We start from the raw sequence: 12,957 nt of genomic DNA on the forward strand, positions 1-12,957 counted from the left end.
ACGACGAGATCGACCTCGAAGAACTCACCCAACAAATGGCCGGCGGCGACGAACTCGACACCCTGAGCCACGAACTCCGCAGCGACCGAGCCTGACCGCTTGCCGCGATGATTGACCACCCGCCCGACCCTGCACAGGGTCGGGCGGGTTTCCAGTTGCCCGCTGGTCAGGCGGCCGGGCGACGCGTTTCGGTGCTTGACCAGCCGGGCGTCGCGTTTCGCTGCTTGACCGGCCTGGCGACGCGTTTCGTTGCTCGACCGGCCTGGCGCCCCGCTTCGCTGCTTGACCGGTCTGGCGTCGCGTTTCGTTGCGCGCCTGGCCTGGCACCGAGTTTCGCTGCTTGACCGGTCTGGCGACGCGTTTCGCTGCGCGTCCGGCCTGGCGCCCCGCTTCGCTGCGCGTCCGGCCTGGCGCCCCGCTTCGCTGCTTGACCGGTCGGCGACCCGTTTCGCTGCTTGACCAGCCGGTTCGACCGGCCTGGCGCCCCGCTTCGCTGCTCGAGTAAGCCGCGAGCGAGCGCAGCGAGCCCGAGGCGCATCGAGAGCGCACAGGAGCTACCGCTGTTCCTGCCCGTGGGATACGTTGTGAGACACGCGAAAGAACAGAGGTGACGACGATGACGCGGCTGGTGGGTGTGGTGTTCGGTGCGTCGAGTCCTTTCGAGGCCGACCTCATCGACGAGCTCTACAGTGCTGCCGACCCTGTCGGCTACCGACTGTCGCTCGGTGTGCACAGCGCCCGCCGAAGTCGCGATCGCGTGGTCCGTGATCTCGCCGACCAGGGGTGCGCTGTCATCGTCGTCGTGGGTGCCGAATACGGTGACCGGTTCGATGTCCCGGTCCCCATCGTCGTGGTCGGCGAACGCATCCCCAACCTCACCGCCGTCACCATCGGCACCGACGAATGGCGTGGTGCGCACCTGGCGGTGCAACATCTCTTCGACCTCGGACACACCGCCATTGCGCACGTCGAAGGCGGCGAACATCCCTGCGCGGCCGAACGGTTGCGCGGCTACCTCGGTGCGATGACGGCCGCCGGGTACCGCGACGAATGCCGCACGTTCGTCGGCGACTACACCGAAGAAGCCGGTGCGCTTGCCGCCGAACGTCTTCTCGCCGAAGGGAATCTACCGACAGCGGTGTTCCTGGCCAACGACCGTATGGCCGTCGGGTTCATCGATGTCATGCGCAACAACGGAATTCGCATCCCCGATGACATGTCCGTCATCGGCTACGACGACGGACCGCACGCGGTGCTGGGACACGTCAACCTCACCACGATCCGCCAGGATGTCGCCGGCCTCGGGGCCGCCGCCATCGATGCCGTCGCGTCGCTCGTCGGCGACTCGGCGCACTCCGCCGACACCGGAGGCTTCGGCTTCTACGGTTCGATCGCGCTGGAGCCGGAGCTGATGGTGCGTGGCACCACCGCGCCTCCCTCGGGCTGGGACCCTGCCGTCGCGGCGGCCGAACCGGTGCGCTGGGGACTTCTCGCCGACACCTGCGACGATCACCTCGTCCGCGAATTGGGCACGCCCGGAAGAGTTTCCGGGCCGATCGAGGTGGTTGCGAGTTCATCGACCGCGGTCGCCTGGGAGATCGCCGACCGCCTCGGCATCATGGTGAGTTACGGCCTCTACGAAGACCTCATCGACGATGCGGAGATCGACGCAATCTTCGTCGCGCTCGCCGGCGACGCGGGAGAACTGTGGGCGCACAAGGCGAGGGAGGCGGGGAAGATCGTGGAACTCACGGTCGAAAGCACCCCGCCGTTGCCCGAGTAACCCGGCTGGGTCCGCTCCGTTGATCGAGCAAGCAACCCGGGGCGCCGCAGGCGGCCGGCGTGAGGGCAGGAAGAGTCGCAACCCTCGCTGGTCGATCTCGATGCGGTCGTCGCAAGCTCCTCCCTTACTCGATCCAGGGAGTAAGCCCGCGAGCTTGCGAGCGAACGCATCGAGATCAACGGTGAACGAGATCTCGATGCGGACCGAGGCGCCGCATCGAGATCGCCTGTCTGGCAAAGGCGGTGGCTTCGCCCTGATACGCGGCTCCTCCGTCGCCGGCCTCAACGGACCAGCGAAACAGCCGAGCAGAGCCGGGCCGCCCGCCTGAAGGCTTACCCACGACGACTGCCCCGATGTCCCTGGTGGGACTCGGGGTGTCGTCGTGACGGGGTGTTCAGCCGGTGGGTTGCAGGGTGGTCGGGTCGAGTCGGCTGACTGACCATCCGGTGGCGATCAGCCGGGGGACCCGGCGGCGCTCGGGTGGTGGCCGGGTGTCGTGGGTGCCGTGCGGGGTGGGGCCGCGTGGGGTGGGGGTGAGGCGTTGTCCGCGTTGGTAGGCGGCGAACACCTCGCCGAGGTCGGCGGCCCGGTTGATGTGTGGCGGGTTCGGTGGGCCGGTGCCGTCGCCGTTCAGGGTCCAGGCGACGTGGCCGGTGTCGGGGCCGTCGGCGACCATGTGAGTGCTCCACTGCCCGGGTTGGGGGCCGACCATTCGATTGTGTTTGCCGCAGGCCGGAGCCAGGTCGATGACGTCGGTGTAGCCGCCGTCGTGCCAGTCCTTCTGCGCGTGATGGGCTTGGGTGCGGGCGAAGGGCTGGTCGCAGTCCGGGGCGCTGCACCGGTCGCCGTGGGCGGCGAACAACGCCAGGCGCTGGGCCCGGTTGGCCAACCGGTTGGCCCGACCGAGGTAGAGGATCTCGGCGCTGTGACCCTCGAACACCGCCAGGTGTTGCTGGGCCCGGGCGGCCAGATCGATGACGTCACGGATCGGCAGCACCGCCCCGGTCGCGGTCTCTCCGACGCCCGCCTGCTCACGCAGATCGGCCTCGCTGACCTTGACGATCAGATGCGGCGGCAGTCCGCGGTGACTGGTGCCCAACACGCCACCGTCGAGGACGGCGTGGAGCAGAGCACGCAACGCGTCGTGGCGGCGTTGGGACTCCGAGCGGCGGTCACGCTGGGCGGCCGCGAGCAGGACATCGTCATCGAGGCCGTCGGCGGAGCCGACCAGCATGTCCTCGCCATCACTGACGTTGTTCATCCCCGGGGCGGCCCACGCCTCGAGGACCACATCGAGCATCGCGCGGGTCAGCGGGTCGAGGCGGGCGGTCAGCTTCGACATCTTCTGCGCGTCCTGGCGCCCGAGGGTCAAGCCGCGTTGGGCGGCCCGGTCACGGTCGTCGGTGACCTGCCCGTCGGGGTCGAGGTGGGCCAGTAACCGTTCGCCGAGTTTGGCCAGGGCGGCCGGTCCGTAGTCGCGGGCGTAGTCGGCCATCATCGCCTCGGCCGCGGCCTTCTCCTCGGCCGACACCTTCCCCGGAATCCGGTTCAACGCCTCGAGCACGGTGTGGATGTGCTCGGACCCCACCGCACCCTCGCGGGCGGCCTGGGCCAGCGTGGGGCAGCGCGGTTCGAGCAGTTCTCCCTGCAGCGAATGCCAGCACATCAACGCTTCCACTTGCTGCAGACGTCGCTTGGGATCGGTGATCCGCAGTTCGCTGGTCAGATAGTTCGACAGTGACCGTTTCCCCAAGGATTTGTGGGCGTCACGGTCGGACACGTCGGCGATGCGCCGCAACCCCATCGCGTACAGGCGTCGCGCGGCATGCTCGTGCCGTCCGGCAACCGCCAGCACCTCGGCGTCGGTGGCCGGGGTGGTATCCAGCGCGGCGATCCGGTCCAGCACCGCGTGCAGGTCCCGGTAGGCGGCAACCACCTCGGTCTCCGGACCGTCGCACTCTGGAATCTCCCCCTCGAACATGTGTTCGATTCTAGCGGTTCGGGTGGGCACGCGCAAGGGCTCGGCATGAGCGATCGCCGCCGTTCCTGAGGTCGGGAACGACGAGATTCGGGATCTCTTCCCGCCGACCGTGCCCACCATCCGGCGACCGTGCCGACCATCCGGCGACCGTGCCGACCATTCGGCGACCGCGCCGACCATCCGGCGACAGTGCCGACCATCCGGCGACCGTGCCCACCACCCGGCGTGCGCTCGTCGGATGTCCGGGTCGGGCCGCTCCGGCGGCTGTCCTCACACCGCGACGAGACCGAGCGCCGTCTCCAGTTCGACCACCGCTCGTTCCGCCAGCGGGATGAGCGATTCGACGTCCGGCAACATATCGCGTCCGGCGACGCATCCGAAGGAGACCTTGTCCCCGTGCGAATACACGGTGATGTTGAGGCCGAGGCCGTCGAACACCGTCGAGATCGGGAAGAGCGAATCGAGCCGCGCGCCGTTGTAGTACAAGTCTTCACTCGGCCCGCGGACGGTGGAAAGCGGGATGTTGTATCCGGTGCTCGGCTTGGGGAATGCCGGCAGTAGCGACGTGAGGAAACTCTGCGCGATACTCGGGGCCACCAGCGCCATTGACGCCCCGGCCCCGTGGTGGGCGACCTGCAGTTTCGCGAAATCCATCGCACCGTGAATTCGTGAGAGTCGCTCTGCCGGATCATCGACATCGGTTGACAAGCTGACAGTTTCGAGGCCGAACGCATTCGCGTGCGCGGCCTGCCCCAGATCGTCGAGCACACGCACGGAAATCGGGCAGAGCGCCACCAGGGGCCGCGTGGGAAGCTCGTCGTGGTCGGCGAGCCATTGGCGCAGAGTCCCGGAGATCACCGCGACCAGCACGTCGTTGACGGTGACGTCGGCGGCCGTGCGGATCGCATGGAACCGCGCGAGATCGAAGGTGAAACCGGTGATGGCGCGATCATGGCCCAACCGGCCGTTGAACCGGACGAATGGCGCGGTCATCGGGAGGGTGGTGTTGCCTCGGATGAGGCCGCCCAGCTCTTCGATCTGCCCGCCGATCATGTTGCGCGCGAACCCTGTCGAGACCTTCAGCAGCTCGGCCGCCGACCGCATGACGGTCAGCGGGTTGGGGATGGCCGGCGCCCGGAACCGTGACGAGGTCGTCGGAACGGGCAGCGGAGAATGAACGCCGGGTGCATAGAACGGCTTCAGGTCCCGGTCGTCGGGGTCGGCACTCAGTGAGTCGACGATCATCTGCATGCCGGCCACACCGTCGATGAGAGTGTGATGCACCTTTATGTAGAACGCGAATCGACCGCCCGTCAGGCCGTCGATCAGATAGGCCTGCCATTGCGGTCGGTTCCGCGGCATGGCCTTTTCATGCAGGTCCGCGATGAACGGCCACAATGCGTCGTCGTCTGAGTCCGGTGGCAACTGAAGTCGTTCCACGTGGTCGGCGGGATCGACCTCGGCCTGCCGCCACGTCCACATCCCCAGGGTGTCCGCACCGATATGGGGGTAGCGGGTCAGCCTGGGATCGACCTCGTCGTACCGCAGCCCCTCCCGGTAGAGGTCGTCCACGAATCCGGGACCGGCGTCGGCGGGCGGTGTGAAGATCATCAGCGCGGCGACGTGCAGAGTATTGGTCAGAACCTCCCCGGTGGTCATCGCCGCGTCCAAGGGGTCCATCAATCGCATCTCGGCCTCCGACCGTTGTTCCGTTGCCGCGCTTGCCGATTCACAGAAGCCCGGACTGCACGATGGCCGCGTCGATGAACCGCTGGACGGGCCGCGCCCGAAAGAAGCCGGTGTGACCGCCCTGGTACCAGACGATCTCCGGCTCACCCCAGTGCTTCCACAGGAGTTCCACCTGGTCCCGGGGACTCACCACCCGGTCGGCGACGCCGCCGTAGATGAACCGGCCCCGCATCGGAACCCGTGGTGTCAGGGACAGCGGAGAGGTCATGGCGCCCAGCCGATCACCCGCCCGCAAGGCCACCCCGCGCGGATCGTCGACGTTGATGCCGGAATGCCGCGTGAGCAGTTCCAGCAGGTTGGCGACGGGAACGCCCAGAATCGCGCAGGTGAGATCGGTGTCCAGCGAACCGACCAGAGCCGAGACGTATCCGCCCATCGAGATGCCGTTGAGACCCGTTCGTGCGGACGGATCCTGGTTGCGTATCCAGGAGAGCAGCCGCCGCACATCCCAGACCGCCTGCGCCGCGAAATGGACGTTGTCGAGCACCTCCGGGCCGGGAATCGCCTTGCCGCTCGGCACCCCACGGCCCCGCGGACCGTGCAGGGGTAAGACGGGCAAGACCACGTTGAGGCCGAATTGTTCATGCAGGTGCCAGGCGCGGAACAGCGTCAGATCCAGTCCGGCCCGGCCCATCTCCGCCCCGTGGACGCACACCAGCCAGGGACGGGGCTCGCTGTGGCGCAACAGCAGTCCGTATACGCGCTCGTTGCCGGCGTAACCCATCCACCGGGCACGCGCGGGGTCCGCGGCGTCGGGACGGTAGCCGCTGTCGAACACGAACCGCTCGTAACTCCGGCCGCGACCACTGACCTCGAAGACGTCCATGTCGACGAGCGGGGGCGGCGTGGCGAAGAACGTCTCGGGATCGTCGAGCCAACCGTGGCGCTCGTAGAGGTCGAGCGCTGCGGACACCTCGTGGGTGATCCGAGCGAACTCGTCGTCGGAGATCATCGGCCTGGCGTGTCGCATCCCGATCAGCACGAGTTCGTCGCGAAGCCCGTGGACGGCCAGCCTCGCCGACGGCACGGCCACCGGTATCCGGTGACCCGCACCATCGAGAACACGGCGCCACGGAGCGCCGTCGGAATCCGACATGGATACGGATGGTAGGCGCCGTCGCGAGTTGATCGAGGGGTTTTCCCACTGGATGGGCACTTGGTCCCGCGCGGTCCCGTCATTGGCGTCCACGACGATGCGCGCGAGAGCGGCGGTTCACCCCTCGATCTTCACCGCCAGCACCGGAATCGGACTCTGCAGGATCAGTTTCTGACTCACCGATCCCAGCACGGCCTTGCCGACGGCGCTGCGCCGCTTGACTCCCACCACGAGGCGAGTGGGGTTGTGATGCGAGATCTCGTGCAGGACAGCATCGGCCGGGTCCCGTTCATCCCGGCCGGTGCGGTCGACGACGGTGATGGGGACGTCGGTCTCGATGCCGGACAGGTCGAGCTTGGTCAGCGCGAGGTTGACTGCGACGAGGTCGGTGTTGAACCGCTCCGCCTCTCCCAGTGCTTCCTCCAGGGCGTGGGTACCCTCGGCGTTGTCGGTCACGGCGACGATGATGCACATGATGTGTTTCCTTTCCCGTGGTGGGATTCAGTGGAAATCGCCGCGCGAGAACGACTCTTCGAGCTCTTCGAGTGAGCGGCCACTGGTGTTGGGCAGGGTTTTGTAGGTGAGGAACGACATGATGGCGCACACGACGAAGAACACGGTGTAGGTGCCGGTGATGCCGCCGATCGAGACGAGTGTCGGGAAGGCCTGTCCGACAATGGCATTGGTGGTCCAGCCGATGAGCACCGAGACTCCCATGCCGAAACCGCGCATCCGCAGCGGGAACAACTCGGAAAGGCACACCCACACCGGTATGTTCAGCGTGGTCTGCATGACGAGGACGAACAGCGCGACGAACGCGAGCACGGCATACGCCTGGACCTTGCCGTCGGGGACGATCAGCGTCGACGCGACGATCAGTGCGTGACAGATGGTGACGCCGATGAGACCGGTGATGATCAGGCGCCGTCGGCTGACCCGGTCGATGACCACGAACAGACACAACACGCCCCCGGCCACCGAGGCGACGCCCATGAAGATGTTGGCGATCGGCGCGGCATTGTCGCTGAAGCCGGCGGTCTTGAGGAGATCCGTGCCGTAGTACATGACGGAGTTGATGCCGGTCAGTTGCTGGCCGACGGCGATGATCACACCGGCCAACAGGATGCGGCGCACCCACGGGATGGCCAGATCGGCCATGCCTCCGGTCTGGGATGCCTTCTCTTCTTCGGCGAGTTCCTCGACCTCGGCCATCTCGGCGCGAGCCCGGTCTTCGGTACGGACCTGAGTGAGAACCTCGAGGGCCTCGTCGTCGCGGCCCTTGGAGATCAGCCAGCGCGGGGACTCGGGCATCCGCAGCATGCCGACGAACATGCAGACCGCGGGAATGGCGCAGACTGCCAGCATGATTCGCCAGACGCCGTCGTGCTCGCCCCAGAGTGCGTGGATGATCGCGTTGACCACGAACGCGGCGAGCTGTCCGACGACGATCGCGAGGTCGTTGCGTCCGGACAGTGTGCCGCGACGCTCGGCCGGCGCCAGCTCGGACAGGTAGATCGGCACGGTCACCGAGGCGCCGCCGACCGCGAGGCCGAGGATGAACCGGGCGGGAAGCAGCAGTTCCAGGTTGGGGGCGGCGACCGCGCCGAGGGTGCCGAAGAAGAAGATCGCCGCCAGGATGATCATCGTCTTGCGACGGCCGATGGTGTCGCTCATCCGGCCACACACCAGCGACCCGATCGCGGCGCCGATGAGCAGGGTGCTGACCACCAGGCCCTCGGTGACGTCGGTCAGTCCGAGCTGCTCGCTCATCGGCTCCAGTGCGCCGTTGAGCACTCCGGTGTCGTAACCGAAGAGCAGGCCGCCGAATGTGGCGACGACCGCGATGAGATCCATGCGGCGTTGGTGCGGGCCGGGGCGCAGCGGCGGTAGCGCCACGCCGCTGCGCGTGACCGAGGTGAGGGTTTTGGACACGAAAGTCTCCTGCCGGATTCTGGGGTGGAACAGGGTTGTTGGGGTGTCTTCGATCGCTGATCGTGTAAGTGACCCACGCCCGCGCAGGCCGGCTGGCGTGGGCTGGGAAGGGCCTTCCATTCGCTGGTCGAGTCAGCGACCTGGCCGCCGCAGCCGGTCGGCGTGCGCCGGGAAGGGCCTTCCATTCGCTGGTCGTGTGAGCGACCTGGCCCGGCGCAGCCGGTCGGCGTGCGCCGGGAAGGGTTATCCATTCGCTGGTCGAGTAAGGCTCCGAGCGCAGCGAGGCGCCGCATCGAGACCGCCGCGCAGGGAGATCTCGATGCGTGGCCGATTCCTGAGCAAGCGAGGAACGAGCGCGTCGAAGGTCGCAAGCTCGCTCGCTACTCGATCAGCGGAAGAACGGGCGCTCGCTCACTTACATACTCGGCCAGCGGAACTGGCGCCTTTCCTGCCAACGATGGCGCCGCGGTGGCCTGACTACTTGCCCGAGCAGCGGAGCTGTCGGTGCGGTTACTGCTCAGGTGCGAGCACGATGTCGAACTCGGTGCGCGCCCACGTCTGATCGCCGAGATCACGGCCGTCGGGGGTTGGGGTGCCGGCCGCTTGCTCGACGAATTCCTTGACCAGCGATTGCTTGACGCCGAAAACGGTGTCGCTGGAAAGAAGTTCGTCGCCACGCACGAAGATGTGGGTGACCAGCGTGCGCTTTTCGGGGGCGGTGACCATGAAGTGCAGATGCGATGCGCGCATGGGGGAGCGACCGGTGGCCTCGAGCATGCGGCCGACCGGGCCGTCGTGGGGGATGGGGTAGGGCGTCGGGGTCAGCGCCCAGAATCGGAATCGGCCATCGGCATCGCTGATCAGATGTGCCCGGCCCGACACGCGGTCGTCGCCGTACTGGACGTCGTAGAACCCGTCGTCGTCGGCCTCCCACACCTCGATGCGGGCGTTGGGGATCGGGCGGCCATCGGTGTCGGCGACGGTGCCCTCCACCCAGCACGGTTGGCCGGTGGCACCACCCGCGATGTCCCCACCCTGTTCGATCTCCGGTGCGTCGTCGACGAAGAACGGGCCGAAAACCGTTGCTTCGGTAGCATTTCCGTAGGCCTCGTGGTTGACGTTGATGGTCTGCATCGACGCACCGAGGACGTCGGAGAGCAGGATGAACTCCTGCCGCCGGTCGTCGGTGATGTGCCCGACGTCGGTGAGGAACGAGATGGCGGTGTTCCATTCCTCCTCGGTCAGGCGCACCTCGCGGATGAACGCGTGCAGGTGCCGCACGATCGCCTGCATCAGGAACCGGAGTCGTGGATCCTCACAGGACTCGAATGAGGCCAACACATTTCGGATCAGCCGCTCTTCCACCTCGGACTGGGCGGGCGCGACGGACGGGGTGGGTCGGTCGATGGTGGTGTTGTCGCTCATGGTGTTTCTCGTTCTTCGTGGTGGGTGGGCTGTCGGTCAGGGCTGGGCGATGACGCTGGGTTGGTCACCGGACCAGGCGGCACGGAGCAGGTCGCGGACACCGTCGGTGGTCAGCGGTCGAGGATTCCCGTAGGACTTGCTGGTGACCTCGTCGGCGATCCGGTCGATGTCGGTTTCGGCCATCCCGAGGTCCGCGAGGCTGCGGGGTGCGCCGAGGTCGCCGGCGAGGTTCCACAGTCGCAGCGCCGGGGAGCCGTCGCCGGGCAGTGCGCGGGACAGGGCGTCCATGGCGGTGGGCGCATACTCGGCGTTGAAGGCGAGGACGTAGGGCAGTACGACGGTGTGGGTGTCGGCGTGCGGCAGGTTCAAGGTGCCGCCGAGTGCGTGACACAGCTTGTGGTGCAACGACATCGTGGTGGCGCCGAGGGTCGCGCCACACAGCCACGCGCCGTAGAGCGCATCGCTGCGAGCGTCGGGATCGGAGTTGTCCTCGACGATCCTCGGCACTGCGGCGGCGAGGGCGCGGACACCCTCCTCGGCCATCAGCGAGATGATCGGGGAGGCGTCGGGGGCGTAGAGCGCTTCGGCGGCATGCGCCATGGCGTTGATGCCGCTGGTCACCGACATCGCCGTCGGCAGCGTCAGCGTGAGGTCCGGGTCGTAGACGACACTGCGGGGCAGGACCTTCGGGTCCCGGCCGGTCTCCTTGCGGCCGTCGGTGGTCAGCCCCCACACCGGGGTCATCTCGGAACCGGCGTAGGTCGTCGGCACCGCCACGATCGGCAGACCGTGCTTGAGGGCGATGGCCTTACCCAGGCCGATGGCCGAACCGCCGCCGACGGTCACGCAGCCGTCTGCGCCGAGGCCGACGGCTTCGCTGCGGGCCTTGTCGGCGACCTCGGCAGGAACATGCATCACGGCGTCGGGGCGGACCCCGACGCATCGCTCTCCCAGGATCTTCGCGATGGCTTCGCCGGTGTCGTCCTGTCCGGGTGAGCACAGGACGAGTACCCGTTCGAGTCCGAGGGCGTCGAGTTCGTCGGGCAGCGTCGACAGAGAGCCGGCGCCGAACCGCACCCGCATGGGTAGAGCCTCGTAGCGGAAGTCGTAGGCCATGGGTGGATCTCCTGGATGTATTCGGAGTTCAGATCTGAGTTGTCATCGCCGAGGATGTGGGCGCCGACCGTGGAGTGCCGGCCCTCAGCGCTTGCCGTCCACCTGACTTCTGGTGCCATACAATGGACAACGTGTTCGTACAGTAGCATAAGATTTGATCCGATAGTGATACGAGTTACTTGCAGACATCGTGTGAGTAGTGACACACAGATTTGTCGGCGGTGTCTGCCGGCGAGACGCGAGAAGTGAGGACGGGTGCCGTGAGTGCCATTCAGTTGCTGACCAAGGCCGGGCAGGCCGTCGACGAGTTGGCCCGTCGCGGTCCGTCGACGCCGGCCGAACTCGCCAAGGCCATCGCCGAACCTCGTCCGACCGTCTACCGCCTCGTCGATGCCCTGCGCGAGATCGGCTTGGTGCGCACCGGCGCAGACGGTCGGGTCGAGCTCGGCACTGCCGTACTTCGGTGGGGCGATGCGGTGGTCGAAGCCTTCATCGACAGCAGTGACCTGCGGAAACAGTTGCAGTGGGTTCGTGAACAGCTGGGCATGAACGTCTACTTCTGTGTGCCCCGTAGTGACGGCGCGCTCTGCCTCGACCACGTCGAGGGGTCGGTGGTCGACATGCTCGATCTCGGACCCGGCCGAACGCTCCCGCTCACCGCGAGCGCATCGTCGATCGCGTTGCTTGCGTTCGGGAACGCCCGGCAGCGGGACGAGGTGCTGGCGTCCGCGCCCTACGAAGCGATCGCCTCGGGAACGCCGACCACGGCCGCGGAGCTGCGAGAGGCCCTCGACGAGACCGTGCGCAACGGATGGGCCCTCGACGACAACCAGATCGTCGAGGGAGTGGCCTCGGTCGCGGTGCCGGTGTTCGGCGCGGGGGAGGAGGTGACCGGGGTGCTGTCGGTCGCCGGCCTCCGTGCCGGTGTGCTGCCGCAGGCCGAGGCGGCGGCGCGGGTGCTCCGTATTGCCGCGGACGAGATCGCACGGGCCATGGCCGAACGCGGCAGTGTCCGCTCCGACGACGCGGACCGGGTCCGCCGCGCCGCCGAATCCGGACGCGAGGGCGCGCGCGGCCCGGCCCTGATCGTGAAGGCCGGCGCATTGATGGAAGCGCTTGCCGCAGAACGTGTCGCGACCTCCGCGCGGCTCACCGAACTGATCGCGGAACCGGTCAGTTCGGTGTACCGGATGTTGGCCACACTGGCCGACATCGGATGGGTCGAGCAGATCGAACACCGCGGTGCCTACCGCGTCGGTGGCAAGCTGCTCTCACTGGCCCGCGACCTCACCCTCGGCCTCGACATCCGGCGCATGGCGCTGCCGGTCATGACCCGTATCCACGAGGCGACCGGTGAGACCACCTTCCTGTGCGTGCGACACGGCACGCGGGCCGTCTGCATCGAGCGGATCGACGGAGTCCGGGTCAACAGTCGGGTGCTGCGCCTCGGTCGTTCGCTGCCGCTGCACATCGGCGCCGCGCCGCGCGCGCTGCTCGCATTCGAGGATCGCGAATCGTGGGAGGAGTACGCCGCGATCGCCACCCTGAGCGAGGATCTCATTCACGACGTCGGTTCCCGATCGGCGCTCTATGCCCAGCTCGACGAGGTCCGTGGCCTCGGCTATGCGCTCAGCGACAACACGGTGACGCCGGGCATCGCCGCCGTCGGCGCACCGATCTACGACCACCGTGGCCGCGTCGCGGCGTCGCTGTCGGTCAGTGGCATGCGCGACGGCATTCTCGCTGATCGGGGCGAGGAGCCGTCGGTCACCGAGCTCGTTCTCGAGGGTGCTCGAGAGTTGTCGGGTTACCTGGGCTTCGACCTCTGAACCCCTCAAAAATCCCTCATTTGTCATGACATCTTGACCCCTGGAT

The 12,957-nt window shown here is 67.4% G+C and carries 9 protein-coding genes; 2 read left to right on the plus strand and 7 right to left on the minus strand.

All coding sequences use genetic code 11. The features are described 5' to 3' along the window. The first annotated feature begins 616 nt into the window (after positions 1 to 616). Positions 617 to 1,783, plus strand: coding sequence for a LacI family DNA-binding transcriptional regulator (locus tag ACWDTI_RS26555; RefSeq protein WP_449741133.1), 1,167 nt, complete (start codon positions 617 to 619; stop codon positions 1,781 to 1,783). Positions 1,784 to 2,177: 394 nt separating this feature from the next. Here the strand turns inward: ACWDTI_RS26555 and ACWDTI_RS26560 are convergent, their stop codons facing one another. From ACWDTI_RS26560 to ACWDTI_RS26590, 7 genes are all read right to left on the minus strand, one after another. Beyond that, positions 2,178 to 3,764, minus strand: coding sequence for a DUF222 domain-containing protein (locus ACWDTI_RS26560; protein ID WP_449741134.1), 1,587 nt, complete (start codon positions 3,762 to 3,764; stop codon positions 2,178 to 2,180). Between the two features lie 270 nt (positions 3,765 to 4,034). Beyond that, positions 4,035 to 5,444, minus strand: a complete 1,410-nt coding sequence (locus tag ACWDTI_RS26565; protein WP_449741135.1) for a wax ester/triacylglycerol synthase family O-acyltransferase — start codon at positions 5,442 to 5,444, stop codon at positions 4,035 to 4,037. Between the two features lie 49 nt (positions 5,445 to 5,493). Continuing rightward, complete coding sequence (locus ACWDTI_RS26570) at positions 5,494 to 6,609, minus strand: alpha/beta hydrolase family protein (RefSeq protein ID WP_449741136.1); 1,116 nt, start codon at positions 6,607 to 6,609, stop codon at positions 5,494 to 5,496. 117 nt (positions 6,610 to 6,726) lie between these two features. Continuing rightward, positions 6,727 to 7,083, minus strand: coding sequence for a universal stress protein (locus tag ACWDTI_RS26575; protein WP_449741137.1), 357 nt, complete (start codon positions 7,081 to 7,083; stop codon positions 6,727 to 6,729). Positions 7,084 to 7,110: 27 nt separating this feature from the next. After that, entirely contained in the window at positions 7,111 to 8,541 is a 1,431-nt protein-coding gene (locus ACWDTI_RS26580; RefSeq protein ID WP_449741138.1) for a sugar porter family MFS transporter, read from the minus strand. Positions 8,542 to 9,051: 510 nt separating this feature from the next. Then, complete coding sequence (locus tag ACWDTI_RS26585; RefSeq protein WP_449741139.1) at positions 9,052 to 9,966, minus strand: intradiol ring-cleavage dioxygenase; 915 nt, start codon at positions 9,964 to 9,966, stop codon at positions 9,052 to 9,054. A 36-nt stretch (positions 9,967 to 10,002) separates the two neighbouring features. After that, the gene (locus ACWDTI_RS26590; protein ID WP_449741140.1) at positions 10,003 to 11,082 is read right to left on the minus strand and encodes a maleylacetate reductase; all 1,080 of its coding nucleotides are present in this window, start codon (positions 11,080 to 11,082) and stop codon (positions 10,003 to 10,005) included. Between the two features lie 260 nt (positions 11,083 to 11,342). On the opposite strand from ACWDTI_RS26590, the gene ACWDTI_RS26595 reads away from it, so the two are divergent. Next, entirely contained in the window at positions 11,343 to 12,911 is a 1,569-nt protein-coding gene (locus ACWDTI_RS26595) for an IclR family transcriptional regulator (protein ID WP_449741141.1), read from the plus strand. The last annotated feature ends 46 nt before the right edge of the window (positions 12,912 to 12,957 follow it).

The sequence above is a fragment of the Gordonia sp. NPDC003424 genome (assembly GCF_053588655.1).

Excerpts from the sequence above, each read along its gene's own strand:
- ACWDTI_RS26565 (WP_449741135.1), bottom strand. The coding sequence starts at position 5,444 with ATGGACCCCTTGGACGCGGCGATGACCACCGGGGAGGTTCTGACCAAT.
- ACWDTI_RS26560 (WP_449741134.1), bottom strand. The coding sequence starts at position 3,764 with ATGTTCGAGGGGGAGATTCCAGAGTGCGACGGTCCGGAGACCGAGGTG.
- ACWDTI_RS26590 (WP_449741140.1), bottom strand. The coding sequence starts at position 11,082 with ATGGCCTACGACTTCCGCTACGAGGCTCTACCCATGCGGGTGCGGTTC.
- ACWDTI_RS26585 (WP_449741139.1), bottom strand. The coding sequence starts at position 9,966 with ATGAGCGACAACACCACCATCGACCGACCCACCCCGTCCGTCGCGCCC.
- ACWDTI_RS26570 (WP_449741136.1), bottom strand. The coding sequence starts at position 6,609 with ATGTCGGATTCCGACGGCGCTCCGTGGCGCCGTGTTCTCGATGGTGCG.
- ACWDTI_RS26575 (WP_449741137.1), bottom strand. The coding sequence starts at position 7,083 with ATGTGCATCATCGTCGCCGTGACCGACAACGCCGAGGGTACCCACGCC.
- ACWDTI_RS26555 (WP_449741133.1), top strand. The coding sequence starts at position 617 with ATGACGCGGCTGGTGGGTGTGGTGTTCGGTGCGTCGAGTCCTTTCGAG.